The sequence below is a fragment of the Thiopseudomonas alkaliphila genome (assembly GCF_001267175.1).
Classification (GTDB): domain Bacteria; phylum Pseudomonadota; class Gammaproteobacteria; order Pseudomonadales; family Pseudomonadaceae; genus Oblitimonas; species Oblitimonas alkaliphila.
Genome location: NZ_CP012358.1, coordinates 2,133,941 through 2,155,394, shown reverse-complemented (window position 1 = coordinate 2,155,394; position 21,454 = coordinate 2,133,941). Strand labels below are relative to the sequence as shown.

21 protein-coding genes and 1 tRNA gene are annotated in these 21,454 nt (G+C 48.9%); 14 read left to right on the top strand and 8 right to left on the bottom strand.

Features of this window, described 5'->3' with window-relative positions:
- Positions 1–373 precede the first annotated feature (373 nt).
- Genes rsxA through AKN87_RS10400 form a run of 6 tightly spaced genes read left to right on the top strand, consistent with a single transcriptional unit; the run spans position 374 to position 6,424 of the window.
- Positions 374–958 (top strand): electron transport complex subunit RsxA, encoded by a 585-nt coding sequence (gene rsxA, locus AKN87_RS10425; protein ID WP_053101060.1) that lies wholly within the window; start codon positions 374–376, stop codon positions 956–958.
- Positions 955–1,527 carry an electron transport complex subunit RsxB gene (rsxB, locus tag AKN87_RS10420; protein ID WP_053101059.1) on the top strand — a complete coding sequence of 191 codons (573 nt, stop codon included), beginning with the start codon at positions 955–957 and terminating at the stop codon, positions 1,525–1,527. The genes rsxA and rsxB overlap by 4 nt, the downstream gene beginning before the upstream one ends.
- A 20-nt stretch (positions 1,528–1,547) precedes the next feature.
- The gene (gene rsxC / locus AKN87_RS10415) at positions 1,548–3,974 is read left to right on the top strand and encodes an electron transport complex subunit RsxC (RefSeq protein WP_231692604.1); all 2,427 of its coding nucleotides are present in this window, start codon (positions 1,548–1,550) and stop codon (positions 3,972–3,974) included.
- Positions 3,975–4,024: 50 nt separating this feature from the next.
- Positions 4,025–5,059, top strand: coding sequence for an RnfABCDGE type electron transport complex subunit D (locus AKN87_RS10410; protein ID WP_053101057.1), 1,035 nt, complete (start codon positions 4,025–4,027; stop codon positions 5,057–5,059).
- On the top strand, positions 5,059–5,712 hold the full coding sequence (gene rsxG, locus AKN87_RS10405) for an electron transport complex subunit RsxG (RefSeq protein ID WP_231692603.1): 654 nt from the start codon (positions 5,059–5,061) through the stop codon (positions 5,710–5,712). The genes AKN87_RS10410 and rsxG overlap by 1 nt, the downstream gene beginning before the upstream one ends.
- Before the next feature lies 1 nt (position 5,713).
- Positions 5,714–6,424: an electron transport complex subunit E gene (locus AKN87_RS10400; RefSeq protein ID WP_053101055.1), complete on the top strand. Its 711-nt coding sequence runs from the start codon at positions 5,714–5,716 to the stop codon at positions 6,422–6,424.
- 75 nt (positions 6,425–6,499) lie between these two features.
- On the opposite strand, the gene AKN87_RS10395 is transcribed toward AKN87_RS10400, so the two are convergent.
- Positions 6,500–6,871, bottom strand: coding sequence for a hypothetical protein (locus tag AKN87_RS10395; protein ID WP_053101054.1), 372 nt, complete (start codon positions 6,869–6,871; stop codon positions 6,500–6,502).
- Between the two features lie 149 nt (positions 6,872–7,020).
- On the bottom strand, positions 7,021–8,328 hold the full coding sequence (locus AKN87_RS10390; RefSeq protein WP_096334866.1) for a dicarboxylate/amino acid:cation symporter: 1,308 nt from the start codon (positions 8,326–8,328) through the stop codon (positions 7,021–7,023).
- Between the two features lie 237 nt (positions 8,329–8,565).
- On the opposite strand from AKN87_RS10390, the gene AKN87_RS10385 reads away from it, so the two are divergent.
- Together AKN87_RS10385 and AKN87_RS10380 are read left to right on the top strand one after the other, a co-directional pair.
- Complete coding sequence (locus AKN87_RS10385; RefSeq protein ID WP_053103372.1) at positions 8,566–9,741, top strand: FAD-dependent oxidoreductase; 1,176 nt, start codon at positions 8,566–8,568, stop codon at positions 9,739–9,741.
- The gene (locus AKN87_RS10380; protein WP_408033265.1) at positions 9,738–10,544 is read left to right on the top strand and encodes an aldo/keto reductase; all 807 of its coding nucleotides are present in this window, start codon (positions 9,738–9,740) and stop codon (positions 10,542–10,544) included. Before AKN87_RS10385 ends, AKN87_RS10380 begins: the two co-directional genes overlap by 4 nt.
- 61 nt (positions 10,545–10,605) lie before the next feature.
- Here the strand turns inward: AKN87_RS10380 and hldE are convergent, their stop codons facing one another.
- From hldE to folB, 5 genes are read right to left on the bottom strand one after another with little or no spacing between them, the layout of a single operon-like run.
- Positions 10,606–12,027 (bottom strand): bifunctional D-glycero-beta-D-manno-heptose-7-phosphate kinase/D-glycero-beta-D-manno-heptose 1-phosphate adenylyltransferase HldE, encoded by a 1,422-nt coding sequence (gene hldE, locus AKN87_RS10375; RefSeq protein WP_053103371.1) that lies wholly within the window; start codon positions 12,025–12,027, stop codon positions 10,606–10,608.
- Between the two features lie 32 nt (positions 12,028–12,059).
- Positions 12,060–12,776: an LrgB family protein gene (locus tag AKN87_RS10370; protein ID WP_053103370.1), complete on the bottom strand. Its 717-nt coding sequence runs from the start codon at positions 12,774–12,776 to the stop codon at positions 12,060–12,062.
- Positions 12,766–13,137, bottom strand: a complete 372-nt coding sequence (locus tag AKN87_RS10365) for a CidA/LrgA family protein (protein ID WP_053101045.1) — start codon at positions 13,135–13,137, stop codon at positions 12,766–12,768. Before AKN87_RS10365 ends, AKN87_RS10370 begins: the two co-directional genes overlap by 11 nt.
- 14 nt (positions 13,138–13,151) lie before the next feature.
- A complete protein-coding gene (gene folK / locus AKN87_RS10360; protein WP_053103369.1) occupies positions 13,152–13,703 on the bottom strand; it encodes a 2-amino-4-hydroxy-6-hydroxymethyldihydropteridine diphosphokinase in 552 nt (183 codons plus the stop codon).
- Positions 13,694–14,047, bottom strand: coding sequence for a dihydroneopterin aldolase (gene folB / locus AKN87_RS10355; RefSeq protein WP_053101043.1), 354 nt, complete (start codon positions 14,045–14,047; stop codon positions 13,694–13,696). The genes folK and folB overlap by 10 nt, the downstream gene beginning before the upstream one ends.
- 64 nt (positions 14,048–14,111) lie before the next feature.
- Between folB and plsY the strand changes: the two genes are divergently transcribed.
- Positions 14,112–14,681 carry a glycerol-3-phosphate 1-O-acyltransferase PlsY gene (gene plsY / locus AKN87_RS10350; protein WP_053101042.1) on the top strand — a complete coding sequence of 190 codons (570 nt, stop codon included), beginning with the start codon at positions 14,112–14,114 and terminating at the stop codon, positions 14,679–14,681.
- On the opposite strand, the gene tsaD is transcribed toward plsY, so the two are convergent.
- Positions 14,678–15,703, bottom strand: a complete 1,026-nt coding sequence (gene tsaD, locus AKN87_RS10345; protein ID WP_053103368.1) for a tRNA (adenosine(37)-N6)-threonylcarbamoyltransferase complex transferase subunit TsaD — start codon at positions 15,701–15,703, stop codon at positions 14,678–14,680. The two genes, plsY and tsaD, sit on opposite strands and share 4 nt — an antisense overlap.
- A gap of 199 nt (positions 15,704–15,902) precedes the next feature.
- Between tsaD and rpsU the strand changes: the two genes are divergently transcribed.
- The 5 genes from rpsU (at position 15,903) to AKN87_RS10320 (ending at position 21,411) form a co-directional block, all read left to right on the top strand.
- Positions 15,903–16,118, top strand: coding sequence for a 30S ribosomal protein S21 (gene rpsU, locus AKN87_RS10340; protein ID WP_053101040.1), 216 nt, complete (start codon positions 15,903–15,905; stop codon positions 16,116–16,118).
- Between the two features lie 232 nt (positions 16,119–16,350).
- Entirely contained in the window at positions 16,351–18,270 is a 1,920-nt protein-coding gene (gene dnaG / locus AKN87_RS10335) for a DNA primase (RefSeq protein ID WP_053103367.1), read from the top strand.
- A gap of 61 nt (positions 18,271–18,331) precedes the next feature.
- Positions 18,332–20,185, top strand: a complete 1,854-nt coding sequence (gene rpoD / locus AKN87_RS10330) for an RNA polymerase sigma factor RpoD (RefSeq protein WP_053103366.1) — start codon at positions 18,332–18,334, stop codon at positions 20,183–20,185.
- Between the two features lie 130 nt (positions 20,186–20,315).
- A tRNA-Ile gene (locus AKN87_RS10325) sits at positions 20,316–20,392 on the top strand.
- Between the two features lie 218 nt (positions 20,393–20,610).
- Complete coding sequence (locus AKN87_RS10320; RefSeq protein WP_053101037.1) at positions 20,611–21,411, top strand: thioesterase family protein; 801 nt, start codon at positions 20,611–20,613, stop codon at positions 21,409–21,411.
- Positions 21,412–21,454 lie beyond the last annotated feature (43 nt).

Here is a 21,454-nt window from a genome sequence, read left to right as displayed (position 1 = left end):
TGAACAGCATTCAGCTTTTTATTAATGGCTAGAGTTATCGCTGGATAAGCGAAATAAATGTGCTGTGGGTCGGTCAGTACTCCTTAACTGAAAACAGATTTATCGCCACTAAAACTAGGGCAACACTGGGTATAGGTAACAAGCTGCAAATGTAATTCCTGCAAGGGTTAGATGCAGCCGACCTTGGTCGAATAATGCGACCAATGTATCAATCTGTTACACCTGTTAACTCGCTTCAACAGCAGTTGCCCTTGGCAGTGCTTATGAGTACTGACAGAAATAGCTTAATCACGGCTTATCCCTTGTACCCCTTCTAGGGCTGCAGGATAATGGCCACTCTTTATTTAATTTTGCTTTGATAGACAGGCGCAGCATGACTGAACTTGCTCTGATAATGATCAGTGCCATTCTGGTAAATAACTTTGTACTGGTGCAGTTTTTAGGTCTTTGCCCCTTTATGGGCGTATCTAAAAAAGTAGAAACCGCGATTGGCTTAGCTCTTGCCACTACCTTTGTGCTCACCTTGGCGGCGATGAGTAGTTACTTGCTACAACAGTACGTGCTCAAGCCCTTGAATATCGAATTCTTACGAACCATTAGCTTTATTTTAGTGATTGCCGTGGTAGTGCAATTTACCGAAATGGTGGTAAACAAAACCAGCCCGATGCTGTATCGCGTACTCGGTATTTTCTTACCACTGATTACCACCAACTGCATTGTGCTAGGGGTCGCTTTATTGAATGCCAATCACAGCGAATACACTTTCGTTACCGCCACCCTAAATGGCTTTGCCGCAGGCTTAGGCTTCTCACTGGTGTTAGTGTTATTTGCTGCGATGCGTGAACGAATTGCGATTGCCGATGTGCCTAAACCCTTCCAAGGGGCAGCGATCGGCATGATCACAGCGGGCCTAATGTCATTAGCTTTTATGGGCTTTAGTGGGTTAATTAAGCTATGAGTTTGTTACTGATCGCAGTGCTGGCCCTAGTGGGTCTATGTCTGATCTTTGGCGCTATTCTAGGGTTTGCTGCCGTTCGCTTTAAAGTCGAAGGCGATCCGATTGCTGAACAGATCAACGCCCTGTTACCACAAACCCAGTGTGGCCAGTGTGGTTATCCTGGCTGCAAACCCTATGCCGAAGCGATTGCCGCAGGCGATAAAATTAACAAGTGCCCCCCTGGCGGCGAAGCAACCATTCAAGCCTTGGCCGATTTGTTAGACGTAGAGCCTGAACCTCTGGATGCAGTTGAAGGTGAAAAGCCCGAAATGGTGGCTTATATTCGTGAAGCGGAATGTATTGGTTGCACGAAATGTATTCAGGCCTGTCCAGTAGACGCTATTTTGGGCGCGGCACGGCAAATGCATACCGTGATTGTCAGCGAATGCACGGGCTGCGATCTCTGTGTTGAGCCTTGCCCGGTCGACTGTATTGATATGATCCCAGTGGGTGTTTCTCTGCACTCTTGGAAATGGGAGCAACCTTTAGCGCCCGGTCAGTTAATTGCGACCGATAAGGCTGTGTTATGAGTGTAGCCAGCAGTAATTCAATGAAAACGTATCCTCTGACCGGCGGCATTTATCCGCCCGAACGTAAAACACTGTCCAATCATGCCCCTATTCAGCCGGTACCTTTGGCTAAACACTATATTATTCCTTTACAGCAATCCCTCGGTGCACCGGCTAAACCCTGTGTCACCGTTGGTCAGAAAGTACTCAAAGGTCAATTATTGGCCACGCCCAATGGCTTAGTCAGTGCTGCCGCCCATGCGCCAACCTCAGGTACAATTCAGGCCATTGAAGCGCGCCCTTACCCACATCCCTCTGGCGAGGACAGCTTGGCCATTGTGTTGGATGCCGATGGCCACGATCAGTGGGCCGAGTTACAGCCTATTACTAATTATCAGCTGCTCGATAAAGCCGAGTTACTTGAGCGAATCCGTTGGGCCGGGATCAGTGGTTTGGGTGGTGCAGGCTTTCCTACGGCCGTTAAAGTCGCCAGTAACCAGCCGATCCATACCCTCATTATCAATGGCGCTGAGTGCGAACCTTACATTACCGCTGATGACCGCTTAATGCGTGAGCGTGCGGACTTATTAGTGCAAGGCATTGAGATTTTGGCCCATTTAATTGAGCCCCAGCAGATTCTGTTGGGAATCGAAGACAATAAGCCTGAGGCTATCGCTGCAGTCCGCGCCGCCGTGGCAGAGCGCCCCATACAGGTGGTGAGTTTTCCAACTAAATACCCATCCGGCGGAGAAAAACAGCTGATTCAAATTCTGCTCGGTCAAGAAGTGCCCCATGGTCAACTGCCTGCGGATATTGGCGTGCTCTGTCAAAATGTGGGAACAGCGGTCGCCATTGCTGAAGCGATCAATCAGGGCAAGCCCTTAATCTCGCGGATCACTACCTTAACCGGTGACGCCTTTTACAGCCCCACCAACGTTGAAGCCTTAATCGGCACCCCGATTGAGCACCTGCTGAACTTTGCCGGCTTAAATCAACAACGTTTACATCGTTTGATCATGGGCGGCCCAATGATGGGCTTTACACTGCTTAATACTCAGGCTCCAGTCATTAAAACCACTAACTGTTTACTGGCCGCTACCGCTGACGAACTACCTGCTCCTGCACCTGCTATGCCTTGTATTCGTTGCGGTGACTGTGCGCAGGTGTGCCCTGTGAGCCTCTTGCCCCAGCAGCTACATTTTTATGCACTAGGTAATGACCACGAACAACTGCAAGCCCATGATCTCTTTGATTGCATTGAGTGTGGAGCCTGTGCCTACGTGTGCCCCTCGAGCATTCCTTTGGTGCAGTACTATCGTGCAGCTAAAGCCGAGATTCGCGATGCAGAGCGTAAACTACAAAAAGCCGAACATGCCCGCATTCGTTTTGAGCAGCGCCAAGAACGCTTACGCTTAGAAGAAGAGCGCAAAGAAGCTGAGCGCCAAGCCCGTGCCGAACGGGCCGCTCAAGCCCGTGCCGCAAGCAGCAAAGTGGCACCCACGGCCAGTCAAGCACCTAGCACCGATCATGATGAGCAGCTTAAGCGCTTAAAAATTGAAGCCAGCATGGCTCGGGTAGCTCTCACTAAAGCGCAAAAACAGCTTGCCGAACATGGCACCGAAGCGCTACAGGCGCAAGTGCAACAGCTCGAACAGGTAGCCAGCGCGGCCCAAGCAGCTTATCAACAAGCAGCGGCTAAACAGCCAAGCGCAGCGCCCAGCAGCCAGTCACCGTCAGATGCTGAGTTGAAAAAAGCTAAAATCGATGTAGCCATGGCCAAAGCCAATCTGCGCAAAGCCGAACGCAATCAGGCGCCCGCAGAAGAGCTAGTCCCACTACAACAGCTACTTGATCAAGCAGAGCAAGCCTTAGCCGCTCTGACCAGCACCAGTGCTACCACAGCTAAAGCCAGCATTACCAGTCAAGACGATGCGACCTTGAAAAAAGCCAAAATTGATCTGGCAATGGCCAAAGCCAACTTACGCAAAGCTGAACGCGCTAACGCTGATCAAGTTACCCTTGATTCTTTAAGCCAAACTCTTATAGCAGCCGAACAGCAAGTAAAGGCGCTGACCACCACTGAGGCAACACCTCAGCCAAAGGCCACCAATGCAACAACAGATGCCCTAAAAAAAGCCAAAATTGAAGTCGCCATGGCTAAAGCCAATCTGCGTAAAGCCGAGCGGGCCGAAGCAGACCCTGCAGAAATAACTAGACTGCAAACACTGCTCACTGCAGCTGAAGCCGCACTTAAGCAACACAGTACAGCAGAAAACACAAGCAGTAGTGCAGGCAGCGCTCGCAAGCCCCCGGCACCTGATCCGCTAAAGCAGGCTAAAATTGCTCTGGCCATGGCCAAGGCTAATCTGCGCAAAGCTGAACGCAATCAAGCCGATGCCGAGACGTTAACGCAATTACAAACAGAACTAACCCAGGCCGAACGGCGTTTAACCGAGCTAACACCGTAATGCCTGCTGCACCCTGACTTTACGGTGCTTTTGATATTTTTGGAGTTTCAATGGCCTTGCCACGAATCACCTCACCCCATGCTAAAAACAGCAACCGAACCCAACGCGTGATGCTATGGGTGCTAGCTGCTGCCTTACCCGGGCTGTTCACCCTATGTTATTTTTATGGCATTGGACCACTGCTTAATCTTCTGTTCGCCAGTGTATTTGCGCTCGCTTTTGAAGCTACGGTATTAGCAATACGGCAACGACCCATTCGATTTTTTCTCTCCGACGGCAGCGCCCTAGTCACCGCACTGCTGCTAGCGCTGGCACTCCCCCCCTACGCTCCTTGGTGGCTGGTACTAGTGGCGGTAGGTTTTGCGCTATTAATCGGTAAACATTTATTTGGCGGCCTTGGTCAAAACCCATTTAACCCTGCGATGTTGGGCTATGTGGTGGTGCTGGTCTCGTTTCCGATTGAAATGACCACCTGGCCCCACAGCAACAGTGATTGGCACAGCGGTCTTACCTATAGCTTGGGCTTAGCCCCAGTCATTGATGGCTGGAGCCAAGCCACCGCCTTAGATGTATTAAAAACCAATCAAAGCCTAACCATCGCTGAACTTCAGCAACAATCTTCAGCCTTTGGCCATTGGGGTGGGGTTGCCAGTGAGTGGGTTAACCTTGCTTTTTTAGTCGGTGGTATTTTATTACTGGCTAAAAATATTATTCGTTGGCAGGCTCCCATCGCCATGCTAGCCGCCCTTAGCCTAATGAGTTTAGTGTTCTGGAATGGAACAGGCTCTGCTTCCCATGGCTCACCTTTATTTCATCTACTAACCGGCGCCACCATGCTCGGAGCTTTTTTTATTGTTACTGACCCCGTATCAGGTGCTACCAGCAACTTAGGTCGCCTTATCTTTGGTGCTGGGGTAGGTATCTTGCTGTACATCATCCGTGCCTGGGGCAGTTATCCAGATGCCCTTGCCTTTGCCGTACTCTTAATGAACATGTGCGCTCCAACCATTGATTACTTTACTAAGCCGCGCACTTACGGGCACACCCAAGCTAAGCGCAGCTTTAACACCTCAGGAGAGCAATAATGTTGCCAGAACTGAGCCGCTCTATGCTAAAAAACAGCAGCGTATTAGCTGTCTTTGCCGCAATTACCGTGGCCGTAGTCGCTTTTACCCAACTTTCAACTGCCGAGCGTATCGAGCAATCCATCCAACAAGCCCGTGAGCTGGCCTTAGCTGAGGTATTACCACCGAGTCTATACGATAATGCGTTGCTCGATTCGATGACATTGGTGGATGATCCGCTGCTCAGCAACATTCAGCCCTCCCCCCTATATGTCGCCACCCTAAACGGTAAGCCTAGTGCTTTGGTGTTTAATGCAACTGCGCCAGATGGCTACAGCGGCTCGATTCGTTTACTGATTGCGGTGCTGGCCAACGGCCAAATCAGTGGCGTGCGGGTCATTCAACATAAAGAAACGCCAGGCCTAGGGGATAAAATCGAGTTAGCTAAAAGCCCATGGATTTTAAGCTTTAATGGTAAAAGCCTCACCCAGCCCGCTATCGAGCACTGGGGCGTTAAAAAAGATCAAGGTGAATTTGATCAGTTTGCCGGTGCAACCATTACGCCACGTGCAGTCGTTAAGGCCACCCAACAAGCGCTAGTGTTTTTTGATCAGCGCCAACAGGATATTTTCAACACCTATTTAGCCCAGCAAGGGGTGCCTGAGGAGGAATAATATGAGCGTCAACTTTAAACAGCTCACGCTAAACGGCCTATGGCATAACAACCCAGGCTTAGTGCAACTACTAGGGCTTTGCCCGCTGTTAGGCACCAGCAACTCAACAGTGAATGCCCTTGGACTGGCGATTGCTACCGCCCTAGTTTTAATGTTCTCTAACGCTGCCGTCTCATTAATTCGCCACTCGGTAACGCCTGCGGTACGCTTGCCTGCTTTTGTGATGATTATTGCTGCACTTACCACCTGTATTGAATTATTGATGCAAGCCTTTACCTATGAGCTGTACCAAATTTTAGGGATTTTTATTCCGCTGATTACAACCAACTGCATTATTTTAGGTCGTGCTGAAGCTTTTGCCGCAAAAAATGATGTGCTTAGTGCTAGCTATGATGGTTTTATTATGGGCGTTGGTTTTGGGCTAGTGCTGATTATCATTGGCGCTACCCGCGAGTTACTGGGAACAGGCGTGCTGTTTGATAATATGCACCTACTACTGGGTGGCCAAGCGGAACAATGGCGCTGGGTGGTTTTTCCTAACTATCAAGGTTTTTTATTGGCGATCTTGCCACCAGGGGCTTTTATTGTACTGGGCTTATTAATCGCTCTAAAAAATGCGATTGATGATTTTATTGCTGCCCGCAGCGTGCAAAGCACACCAGAAGCCAGTGCGGCAGATCGCCGAGTACGGGTTACCGGAGTCATTGAGTAAACCACAATTATTGGCTTCTAGTGTCTTGCCGTGCTAGGAGCCATGTTTGTCAGTCTGCCCCTAACTTTAGCGCTATTAGCTGCCTAACGTGGCTTCTCCCGCCAGCTCAGCAGCCAGTGCCCACCCCGTAGTTTCTAAAATCGCCACTGAAATGGTTGGTGCCACTAATTGACCCAACACCGGCACCAACTTAGAAACCTCTTTACCTACCATCTTAATCGGCTGTTGCAACATCGCTCGCTTGAGCGCTGCTAAGGCCATCGCTTTTCCAGCGCTGCGAGTTAGACTGCTGCCAAAGACGCCCGCCAGGCGTACCGCCATAGTGGTTAAAGCTGCTGTATCGGCTGCAAAGCCTAAGCCAGGGACTGGCACTAAGTTACCTGCACCCGCTAGCACGGCTGATGAGTGAATAATTTTACGGCATTGATTTTTTTGCTCAGGTGTCATCTTGCGCTCCTGTGGGTTAGTCGGCCAACCCCTTAATCTTTTAACTTTTACCCTGCATCAGACGCCAAAAACGATAAAATATTCGCTAAAAAATCGCCGCTCAATTGAGCGGCGATAAACAGTTGCGGTAATTAAGAGGCTACAGCCGCTTAACTATTGCGAATATCCACAGTTTTTAGAACGTGGGGCGTATCATAAAGCGCTTGATCAAGCTGACCTTCACTCTTAGCTATCAGCACTGCTACCGCACTATCGCCAGTAATATTCAAAGTGGTGCGAGCCATATCTAGAATACGATCAATTCCAGCAATAATCGCCACCCCTTCTAACGGTAAACCAACCGAGGTTAACACCAACGACAACATAATTAAGCCAGCACCAGGCACCCCAGCGGTACCAATTGAAGCCAAGGTAGCCGTAAGAATGATGGTGATATATTGCGCCATTGATAAATCAATACCATAGGCTTGGGCAATAAACAGCACACAAACCCCCTGATAGAGCGCCGTACCATCCATATTAATCGTGGTACCCAATGGTAATACAAAGCTCGATACACTACGCGAAACACCTAAGTTACGCTCCGCAGACATCATCGTCACTGGCAAGGTACCAGCGCTGGACGCACTACTAAAGGCAACAATTGCTGGCTCTAATACACCTTGCGCGTAACGAACTGGATTGAGCTTAGCGACAAACTTAATCAAGCCCATATAAGTAACTACCGCGTGGATGACGCAACCTAAATACACCACGCCAATGACTTTAGCCAACGGCATGAGCATATCTAAGCCGTAGGTGCCCGACACCCAAGTAATCAAGGCAAAAACACCATAGGGAGCAAAGGAAATAATAATATTGGTCAGCTTATAAAACACTTCTGCTAAGCCATCCATTAAATCTTTGACCGGTTTAGCTGCATCGCCTGCCAAGGTGATGGATACGCCAAAAAAAACTGCAAACACAATTACTTGCAGAATATTTCCCTCAGCCATTGAAGCAATAGGGTTGACCGGTACCATAGCCACAATGGTTGAAACTAAGCTTGGTGCCTCTTTCGCGGTAGCGGCGGCTGCAGCGCCTAAATCTACACCTACACCGGGCTGAAAAATAGCTCCTAAAATCAAGCCAATGGTAATCGCTACGGCAGTGGTTAATAGATACCACATAATGGTTTTGACACTGTAGCGGCCCATGGTGGCCATGCTTTTTAACGAAGTAATACCGCTGACTAAAGAAACAAAAATTAACGGTACAATCAGCATTTTGATCCCGTTAATAAATAAGTCACCTAGTGGCTTAATCTTTTCTGCGTACTCGGCATACCCCGTTTGGTTCAAGGTAATCCCTAACACTAACCCCAAGGCCAAACCTATAAAGATCTTCTTCCACAAATCCATTTGCACCCATTTTGCCCATAAACTAAGCGCGTGCTCGCTGTTAGTTGACTGCACCATAACGACCTCAAAGCATTCACTTTGTAGTGAAAAATATAATATTTGCCAAGCCTAGGGATCACCTAAGCGCTGACACAATAAAGGAAGAGTACTAAGTCAGGCGTTACCTGCTTAGCTGATGGCGCAGCATTATAAAGACAATCGACGGATTTAGGGGCAGAAAACTGCTAACCGATAACATTCAGCCCTTGGCATGAGTCAGCTATACTAACGGCAGTTTTTTTACCAGAGGCTGCTATGTCCCAATTATTAACTACGGATGTGCTTATTGTCGGCGGCGGGATTGCCGGCTTATGGCTCAACGCGCGCTTACGCCAACAAGGCTATAACACCTTACTCATCGAACAGCAGTCTCTAGGTGGCGAACAAACCGTTAAATCCCAAGGAATTATTCATGGCGGCACTAAATATGCACTCCAAGGCGCGCTAACTGGCTCTTCTGAAGCCATTGCTAACATGCCCGAGCGCTGGCGAGCCGCCCTAAACGGCACCGGCGAACTCGACTTACAAGGAGTAGAACTATTATCTAATGCTCACTATTTATGGTCACCTGGTTCGATTGCCGGCAATATCACCAGTTTTTTTGCTAGTAAAGCTATGCGTGGCCGCGTTGATCAAGTTAAGGGCGCAGCACTTCCCCCAGCGCTACAGCATCCGCAATTTAAAGGCCGAGTTTATCGCTTAGCTGAGCTAGTGCTGAATGTCCCCAGCTTGATTCAACGCTTAGCTGAGTTGGCGGGCGATAGCTTATTACAGGCTAAGCAACTAAAGCCGCTGTATAACAATCACGCACAACTGATCGGCATGCAGGCTGATAACTATCTAGTGCAAGCTCAGCAGGTGGTACTCTGCGCCGGTGAGGGCACAGCTGAGCTACTGAACGCATTGCAACTACAGCAGCCCAAGCAACAACTGCGCCCGTTACATATGGTTCTAGTAAAAGGCCAAGCACTAAAACCGCTGTATGCCCACTGTTTAGGTGGCGGCAGTAAACCGCGGATTACCATTACTACTCATCCTACAACTGATGGTGAGTGGGTGTGGTATTTAGGTGGTAACCTCGCCGAAGCCGAGGGTGTTGCACGCTCAGCAGACGAGCAAATTAGCCACGCCCAACAAGAATTAGCCGAGCTAGTACCCTGGCTTGATCAAACCCAACTCAGCTGGCAAACCCTGAGGGTTAATCGTGCCGAACCGGCTCAATCGGGCTTAGTGCGCCCAGATAATGCCTTTTTAGCCGAACAAGATCGGCTATTAGTAGGCTGGCCGACTAAACTGGCGTTGGCACCTGATCTAAGCGATCGCGTACTGCACCACTTAACGCAACACGCGATCCAGCCAACGGCTACTCAAACTTATCCTGATTTACCGCGCCCTGTAGTTGCGCAGCCAGCTTGGGAGACTTTATTTTGACTCGTAGCCTACATGACTTTTATCGCCCACTTGGCCAAGATGGCCCCTTGGTTTCGACGCTGGGTTTAGGCACCGTAAAACTAGGACGCGATCAAGGCGTTAAATACCCCAATGGCTTTCGCATTCCCGATGATAGGCAAGCGCTTAACCTCTTAGCCCAAGCGCAAGATCTAGGCATTAATCTACTGGATACAGCGCCTGCCTACGGCCTCAGTGAGCAGCGCTTAGGCCAGTTACTGCAAGGACAACGTCAAAACTGGGTCATTGTCAGCAAGGTTGGCGAAGAGTTTGAGCAGGGAAAATCTTGGTTTGATTTCTCGGCTAAACATACGCGCTTTTCGGTCGAGCGCAGCTTACAACGCCTCAAAACCGATCACTTAGAAATGGTATTGGTACATTCTGACGGCAATGATCTGGCTATTTTACAAGAGCATGAGGTTTACCAAACCCTTGCTGCGCTTAAGCAAGAGGGGAAAATTGGTCAATTTGGTTTCTCCGGCAAAACCGTTGCTGGCGGCTTAATGGCCCTTGAGCAAGGCGACTGTGCGATGGTGACCTTTAACCTAAATGAACAGCACGAGCTGCCAGTGATTGAACAAGCAGCCAAGCAAGGCAAAGCCATTTTGATTAAAAAGGCCCTGGCGAGCGGTCATATTTGCTTAGATCCTGCGATTGATCCAGTACGTGCTAGCTTTGAGCTAATCTTTAACCAGCCGGGCGTTACCAGTGCAGTTATAGGCACCATCACCCCCAAGCACCTTGCCGAAAATGCTGCACATGCGCTAGCAGTGCTTAGCCGCTAGCACCTAATAGCCCTTTACTCACGCACTGACTAAGGGCTTAGTCTCACAAGATACTCAGCAGTTACTCGCTGCGGATTTTCTCGACAATCGCAGTGGTTGAGCTGTTTTCGACTAAGCCTAACACCCTTACCTCGCCACCATTGGCACGCACAATCTCGGCGCCGACCACTTGATCAACCGCATAATCGCCGCCTTTTACCAGCACATCGGGCTTTAGTAAGCGCAACAGATTTTCCGGCGTGTCTTCGTTAAAGCTCACGACCCAATCCACTGCGCCTAAACCAGCCAGCACCGCCATACGGCGATCGACGGCGTTAATTGGCCGACCAGGTCCTTTGAGGCGGGTTACCGAGGCATCACCGTTAATCGCTACCACCAAGCGATCACCTTGGGCTCTGGCTTGCTCTAAATACGTCACATGCCCAGCATGCAAAATATCAAAGCAGCCATTAGTAAACACCACTTTTTCGCCTTGAGCTTTAGCGTCTTCTACTGCAGCTTGTAGTTGCTGCAAGCTTAAAACTCCACGTCCAGCACCATTTTCCCGCTGTAAGACGCGGCGTAATTCAGGCGCACTTACGGTGGCGGTACCCAGTTTAGCCACCACAATACCCGCAGCAATATTGGCCAATACCATTGCCTTAGGTAAGGACTCACCAGCGGCTAAAGCAGCGGCCAGAGTTGAAATGACTGTATCTCCAGCCCCCGTCACATCAAACACTTCACGGGCTTTCGCTGGTAAGTGTAGCGCCGGTAATTGGGGGCGTAGCAAGGTCATCCCTTGTTCTCCCCGAGTCACCAATAACGCCTCGAGATCTAACGCTTGCATCAACTCAGCACCTTTTGCCACTAGCTGATGCTCATCCTGACAAGGTCCAACAATTGCCTCAAACTCTGCTAAGTTGGGTGTTAGCAAGGTAGCGCCCTGATAAATCGAGAAGTCTGTCCCTTTGGGATCCACTAACACTGCTACCCCTTGCTGCTTTGCTGCTTGGATCAGGGCCTGATGATTAGCTACAGCCCCTTTGCCATAGTCGGACAAAATCAGCACCTTTACCCCCTGCAGCAAGGTCTCAGTGGCGGCTAAAAAAGCGGCCTGATCCGTCGCAAAAGGCTCTTCAAAATCCATGCGTAGTAACTGCTGATGGCGGCTCATTACGCGTAACTTAACAATGGTTGGCTGTTCAGTACAGACTTGAAAGTGCGTCTCCACTCCAACTGAGTTTAAACGCTCGGTGAGTGCTGAAGCTGCCTCGTCAGCGCCCGTAACGCCAAGCAATTTAACCGGTGCTCCCAGTGCAGCAATATTAAGTGCTACGTTAGCCGCTCCACCTGGGCGATCTTCAATTTGCCCGACTTTCACCACCGGTACCGGCGCCTCAGGTGAGATCCGGGAAGTGGCGCCATACCAGTAACGATCCAACATGACATCGCCCACCACCAGCACAGGTGCATTAGCAAACGCCGGTAACGACTGACTCATAGAAACTCCAAAACAGGCAAATAATTGAATAACTAACTAATTAACATATAAACCAATGGCATTAAGACCGCAGTCAATAAGCCCATAATACTCATGGCCAGCGCGGCAAAGGCTCCTTGCTCTTCACCCTCTTGCAGTGAGCGTGCAGTACCTACCGCGTGCGCGGTAATCCCCATGGTTAAACCGACTGCCGCCGGATGCGTCACGTTAAATAAACGCAGTAACTCAACCCCGACCATGGCACCGACAATCCCGGTAATCATCACAAACACCGCTGCCAACGAGGCTGATCCACCAATTTCATCAGCCACTAACATCGCAATCGGACTAGTCACTGACTTAGGCGCCATCGTGCTTAAAATAAAAGGCTCAGCACCAAATAACCAGGCTAACCCCACGCCCAGCACCGTCGCTAAACTGCCGCCAACTAACAGGGTAAAAATCGTTGGCCAAAACACCTGGCGAATCCGTTTTAGGTTTAAATACAAAGGAATCGCCAAGGCCACAGTGGCTGGCCCTAATAATACCGACAGCAAAAAGGTGCCTTCTTTATAGGCGGCATAATCAATATTAAAGGTGACTAAAATACTGATAATAATTACGCACGACACCAATACCGGCTGGAAAATAATCCACTTAGTTTTTTCATACAGGGTTAAAGCAATTTGATAAGCCAACAGCGTTAAACTCACACCAAATAAAGGGTGCGCTACTACAGCTTGTAAAGCGGCGTTCCAATCAAGCGTCATGGGATTGCTCCTGTTTTTGTTGTTGGCGACGGATCAAAAACTGCATCAATAAGCCAATAACCACTACAGAAACCAGTACCGAAATCACCAATGAGCCAAAAATTGCCCAAAAATCAGCCATCACAGCATCGGTGTGCGCCATAATCCCAACCGCTGGCGGCGTCAGCAACAACGGCAAATATTTTAATAAGCTACTACTGGCAAGATTGATATTTTCACTCACCCCACCTCGCAGCAAGAGATACACAAACATTAAGACAAAGCCCAAGATCGGCCCCGGCAGCATGGGTAAGAACAACACATTTATTGCTGTTCCCAGTAACTGAAACAGAATCAACATACTTAAACCGCGTAATAACATTTGTTGTGCTTCCTCTATGAGTTTGCTGTCACAGCTGCTCTGCCCTGCTGCAAGAGTGGCTCTGGGGTTAATGCCTGCCCTTGCCAATGTAATTGAATGGGCCATAACTGTTGCTTAAGTTGGTTTTCTGCCCAAAGCTGTGCCATGGATTGCTGCAACAGTGGATGCATAACCTCACCCGCCAATAACGCCAAGGGCCATAACACAAAAGCCCGAGTGATAATATCAGCATGGGGTATCACCACTGGCTGCTGAGTTATCTGCTGATCGAACAGTAGAATATCAATATCTAAGGGAATTCGCTGTTTTTCTGCCGCCTCACGCCCTGCGCGCCGCTCGATTGCTTTTAGCTCTGCCACCAATTCTACTAGTGATAGTGGCGTCAATACCCTCACCACTAAGTTGTAAAAATTAGCCGTATTGATCCCTATCGCTTCACTTTCAAACACCGGCGAGCACTCAACTGGGCCAACTCGCTGCTGTAATAGATTGAGTCCTTGAGGCAGATGGTGTTTGGGGTGAGTGTTACTCCCTAGCCCCAAATAAACGCAGTGGTTTATCGGCATCCGCGCTCGATCTCCACCCCAACGCCAGCTGCCGCAGGCACTGCAGCCGGCTTGGTGATCTTTAAACGCAACCAAGGCACATTAAAACGGTCCATAATTTCGCGAGTCAGCACCTCAGCAAAAGTTTCCACCAGTTCATACTGTTTGGCTTGTGCAAACTGCTGAATATATTCACTGACAGCTGCGTAATCTAAGGTGAGTGCAATATTATCGCTGCTAGCAGCTGGCTTAATATCCCAAGCCATCTGTACATCTAGATACAATTTCTGGGTTGCAGTCCGCTCCCAGTCATATACACCTATCACGGTATCTACGGCTAAACGTTCAATAAAGATGATATCCACGCCACTAGGTTCTCGTTAAAATATATTGGTTAATTAATGTAGAGGGCTAACCCCTGAGTTATACATGTTCTGGCTACTGATCGTATTTGCCTATCTGTTTGGATCTGTGTCTTTTGCTATTTTGCTGAGTCAGCATTATGGCGGCTTTGATCCGCGTCTCAAAGGCTCAGGCAACCCAGGCGCCACTAATGTATTTCGTGTTTCTGGTAAACGTATCGCTATTTTGACCCTGCTTGGTGATATCAGCAAAGGTTTATTACCGGTATTTTTAGCTTATTTATCTGGCTATTCCACTCAAGCCCAAGCCTGGGTTGGACTAGCCGCAGTCGTTGGCCATCTCTATCCAATATTTTTTAATTTTCGCGGTGGTAAAGGAATTTCAACCGGTGCTGGTATGCTGCTTGGCCTTTATCCGCCCGCAGCGTTGATTGCAATCCTGGCTTGGATTTTAACCTTTCATTTAACCCGCACCAGCTCACTGGCTTCCATGTCAACGCTGCCCTTAAGCTTGCCATTTCTGGCTTGGCGCCAACCAGAAGCCTTAGTGCCAGTCACCTTACTCAGTCTACTGATTGTCTGGCGACACCGACAAAACCTTAAAGATTTATTGCATGGTGCTGAACGACGCTTTTAAAGCGCAGGCAACTCTTCCATCGGCCAACGGGCTCGCACATTAGTGCCCGGTGCATCAACTTGTCCAGCCAATAAACGCTGGCATCCAGCATAGGCAATCATCGCCCCATTATCGGTACAAAAACGCGGTCTGGCATAAAATACTTCACCTTGACGGGCAGCAAGTATGGCTTCTAACTCTTGGCGTAACGCCTGATTAGCACTGACCCCACCGGCAATTACTAAGCGCTTTAATCCTTCTTGCTCTAAAGCGCGCTCACACTTAATGGTTAAGGTTTTCACCACGGCTTCTTGGAAAGCATAGGCTAGATCCGCCTTGGCTTGCTGATTGGCAACACCTGACTGCTCAGCCTTATGCCATGCAGTTAAGGTTGAGGTTTTTAAACCACTAAAGCTAAAGTCCAAACCCGGACGATCCGTCATTGGCCGCGGTAACTTAAAGCGCCCTGGCTGGCCTTGTTCAGCGAGCTTAGCGATTTCAGGACCACCGGGATAACGTAATCCCAGCATTTTGGCGGTTTTATCAAAAGCTTCACCGGCCGCATCATCAATTGACTCCCCTAGGACGCGGTACTGACCAATACCATCTACTCGTACTAACTGGGTATGTCCACCTGAAACCAGTAATGCAATAAACGGAAATTGCGGCGGTTTAGACTCCAGCATCGGGGCCAATAAATGACCTTCCATATGATGCACACCCAAAACTGGCACCTGCCAAGCAAAAGCTAAAGCCTTAGCACAAGAAGCACCTACCAACAGCGCCCCCACTAAACCTGGGCCTGCGGTATAAGCGATAGCGTCTATTTGCTGTGCTTGTTTATTGGCCTCGGCTAACACCTGCTTAATTAAAGGTAACAAGCGCTTCACATGATCACGGGATGCCAATTCAGGTACGACACCGCCATACACGCGGTGCAAATCAATTTGACTAAACAGCGCATCAGCCAATAACCCTTGCTGACTGTCGTACAGCGCCACCCCTGTTTCATCACAGGATGTTTCGATACCTAAAACCAACATGGTTCTATTTTGCCTACTCAATGAAATAAATAGGCATAATAAGCCGCCACTGCGCTGCAAGCTACCGCTTTATTTATCGAGTTCTTTGCATTTAGTAAAAAAGCTAGGTAGAATTTGCATCCTTAAATACACGGTGTATGTTTTTCTATACAAAACATTACACTTCCCACCGGTTAAATTAGATGAAGGTACGATCTGGATGCCAGCTGTCAAACTAAAAGACAACGAACCCTTTGACGTAGCCCTGCGTCGCTTCAAACGCGCCTGCGAAAAAGCCGGTGTGCTTGCTGAAGTACGCAGCCGCGAGTTTTACGAGAAGCCAACCGCAGAGCGCAAGCGTAAAGCAGCCGCCGCAGTTAAGCGTCACGCGAAAAAGGTTCAGCGCGAACAACGTCGTCGCGAGCGCCTCTATTAATAGAGCGTCCTCGAGACACACTAAAGGCCCGGCTTAGTCCGGGTTTTTGGCGTTTATAGCGCTCAATAAACCAAGCGAATGGCCAGTTCCACAATGGCTTTTCCTCCTTCCTCCGTTACTATTCACAATACACTCAAGTAGCTGTGCGCCACTAATCGGCTGAACCAACGGCTCTATTTTATTGTTATATTTCTCGCAACTACAGGCTATTCATTATCAATTTAGGTGAGCTATGGCTGGTTTAATCACACAAAGCTTTATTGATGACCTTCTTAATCGCACCGATATTGTAGAGATTATTGATTCTCGTGTAGCCCTAAAAAAAACCGGGAAAAACTACAGCGCCTGCTGCCCCTTCCATCAAGAAAAAACACCGTCCTTTAGCGTCAGCCCTGACAAACAGTTTTACCACTGCTTTGGCTGCGGCGCAGGCGGAAATGCCCTAACTTTTTTGATGGAACATGATCACTTAGAGTTTCCCGAAGCAGTAGAAGAACTGGCGCGCCGTGCTGGCGTAGAGGTTGAGCGTGAGGCCGCTGGCAGCCAGTCCCAGACGCCAAAGCAGCCTAAAACCTCACCGCTCTACGGCCTATTAGAGCAAGCCAATGAATTTTACAAAACTGCTCTGCGACAACATCCAGCACGCCAAGCAGCGATTAATTATTTAAAACAGCGCGGCCTGTCAGGCCTGATTGCCCGTGACTTTGCCATTGGCTTAGCACCGCCTGGCTGGGACAATCTAAGCAAAGCGCTGGCTAACGATGAAAGCCAACGCAGCCTTTTGATTGAAGCAGGACTAGTGGTTCATAATCCTGACAGCCAACGCAGCTATGATCGCTTTCGTGACCGGATTATGTTTCCTATTCGCGACAGCCGCGGGCGGATTATTGGGTTTGGTGGCCGAGTTCTCGGTGACGACAAGCCTAAATACCTTAACTCACCTGAAACCCCTGTATTCCATAAAAATCAAGAACTCTATGGGCTATACGAGGCGCGCCAATACAGCCGCAACCTGAATGAAATTATTGTGGTTGAAGGCTATATGGATGTCATTGCCCTCGCCCAGCAAGGATTACGCAATGCAGTGGCAACGCTAGGCACCGCCACCAGCGAAGAACACATTAAGCGTTTGTTTCGCTTAGTACCGACCATTATTTTCTGTTTTGATGGCGATCAAGCCGGTCGCAAAGCCGCTTGGCGCGCACTAGAAGCTAGTTTAGCTAGCCTAACTGATGGGCGCTATGTACGCTTTTTGTTTTTACCTGAAGGCCAAGATCCTGACACCATGATTCGTCAAGAAGGCTTAGACAGTTTTAAGCAACGACTCAACTTACAGGCACAATCACTTTCGGAATATTTTTTTCAGCACCTGCAACAAGAAGCAGACCCCAGCACGCCCGAAGGAAAGTCGCACTTGGCAGCGCTGGCTAATCCTTTAATCGCTAAAGTGGCCAGCCCTAACTTACAGCTTCTTCTGCAACAACAACTGCAGCAGCTAACCGGCCTACCAATGGAGTCATCGGTTCTGCCTGCTACTGGCTCATCGATAATCAATCAACACACAGACTCGTCACAGAACGAGCTGCCACCTAGCGCGGACTATCACGATTACAGTCAATACTGGCAAGCATCCCAAGAGATGCCAGCAGAGCCTACAACCCCACAGAGAGTCAACTATCGCCCACGGGCTTCTAATTATCGCGCCCCCTCACAAAAGCTAGTAGATCCGCCAGAAATTATGGCCTTACGTGCGTTACTACATCGCCCAGAACTAGCACAAAAGCTAGAGCAACAAGAGCGCACAACTCACGCTGATGATTTTTATGGGCAGTTACTCTTGTCGCTGCTCAGCGCGTTACAGAAAAAGCCTGAACTCACCAGCTTTCAACTCATTGCTCGCTGGCATGGCACTGAACAAGGCCGCCTACTGAAAAACTTAGCTGAAAAAGAATGGTTAATTTCTGATGAAAGCCTTGAACAACTTTTTTTTGACACCATCAATCAGTTATCACGCAAACAAGAAGAGCAACGTTTAAATCAGCTCTTGCTCAAATCTTTTAACCAATTAAGTGCTGATGAAAAAAATGAATTACGCACGCTACTTGAGCGACGCGCTTCTTTTACTCACGCTGGCCCAAATGGAAATTTATAAGCTTTTATGGTAAAATGCTTTTATACATTTTTATCGGCCAACCGACTTTGGATAGGGTGATATGTCCTCACAAGCCCAACAATCACGTCTTAAAGAACTAATCGCCCGTGGTCGTGAGCAGGGATACCTGACTTACGCTGAGGTGAATGACCATTTACCTGAAGATATCTCTGATCCAGAACAGGTTGAAGATATTATTCGCATGATTAACGACATGGGCATCAATGTGTTTGAAACAGCACCCGATGCCGATGCGTTACTCCTTGCTGAGGGTAGTACTGATGAAGCAGCCGCTGAAGAAGCCGCGGCTGCGTTAGCGGCTGTAGATTCAGAGCTTGGCCGCACCACCGACCCTGTGCGTATGTATATGCGCGAAATGGGTACGGTTGACCTACTAACTCGCGAAGGCGAAATTGAAATCGCTAAACGCATCGAAGAAGGCATTCGCGAAGTGATGGCAGCCATTGCCCACTTCCCCGGCACCGTCGATGGCGTACTCGCAGACTTTAATCGCGCCATTGAAGAAGGCACTAAGCTAACCGATATCTTCAATGGCTATATCGATCCGGACGATAGCATTCCTGAACCTGCTACCCAAGCGCCCGCTGAAAAGTCGCCTAGCAAAGAAAAAGCTGACAGCGATGATGAAGATGAGGACGAAGAGGAAGAAGCCGAAGAGGAAGAAGAAGCCACCGATGGCGGTCCTGATCCTGAAGTTGCCAAAGAGCGCTTTGGTGCAATTGAAGAGCAACTGGCACAAGTTTATAAAGTGCTGAAAAAGCACAAACGCGGAACGAAAGCGGCCAATGAAGCCTTAGCTTTGCTGGGCGAGCTATTTATGCCAATTAAGCTGGTTCCTAAGCAATACGACGCACTGGTTGAAACCGTACGCGAATCACTGACGAATATTCGTAGCCAAGAGCGTGCAATTGCTCAGCTGTGTGTACGTGATGCTCGGATGCCACGCGCTGACTTCCTCAAAGGTTTCCCTAATAACGAAACCAACTTAGAGTGGAGCGACAAGTTTGCCAATAGCAAAGCCAAATACGCTGAAGCTATTGCTGAGTTGCAAGAAGATATTCGTCGCCATCAGCAGTTACTGATTGATATTGAAACTGAAACCGGTCTTTCTATCGCGGAAATCAAAGACATCAACCGCCGCATGTCCATTGGTGAAGCCAAAGCTCGCCGAGCAAAAAAAGACATGGTGGAAGCCAACTTACGTCTGGTAATTTCGATTGCAAAAAAATACACCAACCGTGGCCTACAGTTCTTGGACCTGATCCAAGAAGGTAACATCGGTCTGATGAAGGCAGTGGATAAGTTCGAATACCGTCGTGGTTACAAATTCTCAACTTACGCTACCTGGTGGATTCGCCAAGCCATTACGCGCTCTATTGCGGACCAAGCACGCACCATTCGAATTCCAGTGCACATGATTGAGACAATCAATAAGCTCAACCGTGTGTCCCGCCAAATGCTACAAGAGATGGGCCGCGAGCCTACTCCTGAAGAGTTAGGCGAACGTATGGAAATGAGTGAAGATCGCGTACGTAAAGTCCTAAAAATCGCTAAAGAGCCCATTTCTATGGAAACTCCGATTGGTGATGATGAAGACTCACACTTAGGTGACTTTATTGAAGACGTTACCATGCAGTCGCCAATTGATGTGGCGACCATTGAGAACCTTAAAGAAGCCACCCGTGACGTATTAGAAGGCCTAACCGAGCGTGAAGCTAAGGTGTTACGCATGCGCTTTGGGATCGACATGAATACTGACCACACCCTAGAGGAAGTAGGTAAGCAATTCGATGTTACCCGCGAGCGGATTCGTCAAATTGAGGCTAAAGCCTTGCGTAAATTGCGCCACCCTTCACGCAGTGAACACCTACGTACCTTCATTGAAGAAAGCTAAGAGTTAAACTGTAGGCAGCCCTTTGCTGCGCTAGCCTGCAGCCACTCTCTGCAGTGTCAAAACCCTCGACTCGTCGAGGGTTTTTTATTTGCGTCTTTTCTAGCAGTCTGTATAATCTACGCCCTGAGTTGGGCCTATAGCTCAGTTGGTTAGAGCAGGGGACTCATAATCCCTTGGTCCACGGTTCAAGTCCGTGTGGGCCCACCATCTCAAAGCCAATTCTGGCAATGTTTAGCGATACCTCTCGCCTGTTTTAATCTCTTATCATATTTCACGCCAGCTAATTTAGCATTACTTGCAGCCCTGCCTGCTTGCACCCGCGCTTTTACTTTCCGCCAATACCTCCCTGCTTACGTTAAGGTTAAGCTCTAGGATAGTTGCTAGCCTTTTATAGGCTTTTTCCAATAACAATAAGGATCTACTAGATGGCGGCTTACTATCAGCTTATTCAACGTGAAACCAATGCAGACCAATCTCAAGTGATTGCCCACTATCAACCGACTACACATGCCCAAGGTGCATGGAATCCCCACGAGCAACATATGGCGCCGGCTACCGGGATTTTATGCACAGAACTGGAGCAATTTTCGAGCAATCATGACTTACGGATTGCTCGTATTAGCTTAGATATTTTTGGCTTAATTCCCTTCACTGAATTTACCATTACTACCGAGGTGATTCGCCCAGGTAAAACCATTGAGCTCTTGGAATCGACCATGGCCGCCAATGGCCGCACCTGTATTGTCGCCCGCGCCTGGCGAATTCAGATTCAAGATAGCAGCAACGTAGCCGGCTTAGAGGATCCAGCTATTTTACAGCCTGAAGATTATCCTGCATGGCAAGGGATGGAGCGCTGGGCAGGTGGTTTTATTCAGTCGATAGAAACACGTGCGAACCCTGAACGCCGTGCCGGTAAAGGTATTGTTTGGATTAACACTCCCGTGGCCATGGTCGCTGGGCAAAACACCTCAGATTTTAGCCATCTAATGGGCCTAGTTGACACCGCTAATGGCATAGTTCCGCGCCAAGAAGGTGAATTTGTGTGGGGTTTTCCAAACTTAGACTTGCAAATTCATCTGCACCGCTTGCCCCAAGGTCAGTGGCTCGGACTAGAAACCGTGCAGCAATATGGCACTGATGGCACAGGCTTAACCAGCTCGGTACTGCATGACTGTCAGGGCCCTTTTGGCCGCAGTGAACAAATTCTTACCCTGCGTAAACTATAAGCCGATTATTGTTTACAAAAAAATCCCGCCACCGAGAGGTAGC

What these genes read in the sequence shown, in the direction of transcription:
- rsxA (WP_053101060.1), top strand. Translation starts at nt 374, where the DNA reads ATGACTGAACTTGCTCTGATAATGATCAGTGCCATTCTGGTAAATAAC.
- rsxB (WP_053101059.1), top strand. Translation starts at nt 955, where the DNA reads ATGAGTTTGTTACTGATCGCAGTGCTGGCCCTAGTGGGTCTATGTCTG.
- rsxC (WP_231692604.1), top strand. Translation starts at nt 1,548, where the DNA reads ATGAAAACGTATCCTCTGACCGGCGGCATTTATCCGCCCGAACGTAAA.
- AKN87_RS10410 (WP_053101057.1), top strand. Translation starts at nt 4,025, where the DNA reads ATGGCCTTGCCACGAATCACCTCACCCCATGCTAAAAACAGCAACCGA.
- rsxG (WP_231692603.1), top strand. Translation starts at nt 5,059, where the DNA reads ATGTTGCCAGAACTGAGCCGCTCTATGCTAAAAAACAGCAGCGTATTA.
- AKN87_RS10400 (WP_053101055.1), top strand. Translation starts at nt 5,714, where the DNA reads ATGAGCGTCAACTTTAAACAGCTCACGCTAAACGGCCTATGGCATAAC.
- AKN87_RS10395 (WP_053101054.1), bottom strand. Translation starts at nt 6,871, where the DNA reads ATGACACCTGAGCAAAAAAATCAATGCCGTAAAATTATTCACTCATCA.
- AKN87_RS10390 (WP_096334866.1), bottom strand. Translation starts at nt 8,328, where the DNA reads ATGGTGCAGTCAACTAACAGCGAGCACGCGCTTAGTTTATGGGCAAAA.
- AKN87_RS10385 (WP_053103372.1), top strand. Translation starts at nt 8,566, where the DNA reads ATGTCCCAATTATTAACTACGGATGTGCTTATTGTCGGCGGCGGGATT.
- hldE (WP_053103371.1), bottom strand. Translation starts at nt 12,027, where the DNA reads ATGAGTCAGTCGTTACCGGCGTTTGCTAATGCACCTGTGCTGGTGGTG.
- AKN87_RS10370 (WP_053103370.1), bottom strand. Translation starts at nt 12,776, where the DNA reads ATGACGCTTGATTGGAACGCCGCTTTACAAGCTGTAGTAGCGCACCCT.
- AKN87_RS10365 (WP_053101045.1), bottom strand. Translation starts at nt 13,137, where the DNA reads ATGTTATTACGCGGTTTAAGTATGTTGATTCTGTTTCAGTTACTGGGA.
- folK (WP_053103369.1), bottom strand. Translation starts at nt 13,703, where the DNA reads ATGCCGATAAACCACTGCGTTTATTTGGGGCTAGGGAGTAACACTCAC.
- plsY (WP_053101042.1), top strand. Translation starts at nt 14,112, where the DNA reads ATGTTCTGGCTACTGATCGTATTTGCCTATCTGTTTGGATCTGTGTCT.
- tsaD (WP_053103368.1), bottom strand. Translation starts at nt 15,703, where the DNA reads ATGTTGGTTTTAGGTATCGAAACATCCTGTGATGAAACAGGGGTGGCG.
- rpsU (WP_053101040.1), top strand. Translation starts at nt 15,903, where the DNA reads ATGCCAGCTGTCAAACTAAAAGACAACGAACCCTTTGACGTAGCCCTG.
- dnaG (WP_053103367.1), top strand. Translation starts at nt 16,351, where the DNA reads ATGGCTGGTTTAATCACACAAAGCTTTATTGATGACCTTCTTAATCGC.
- rpoD (WP_053103366.1), top strand. Translation starts at nt 18,332, where the DNA reads ATGTCCTCACAAGCCCAACAATCACGTCTTAAAGAACTAATCGCCCGT.
- AKN87_RS10320 (WP_053101037.1), top strand. Translation starts at nt 20,611, where the DNA reads ATGGCGGCTTACTATCAGCTTATTCAACGTGAAACCAATGCAGACCAA.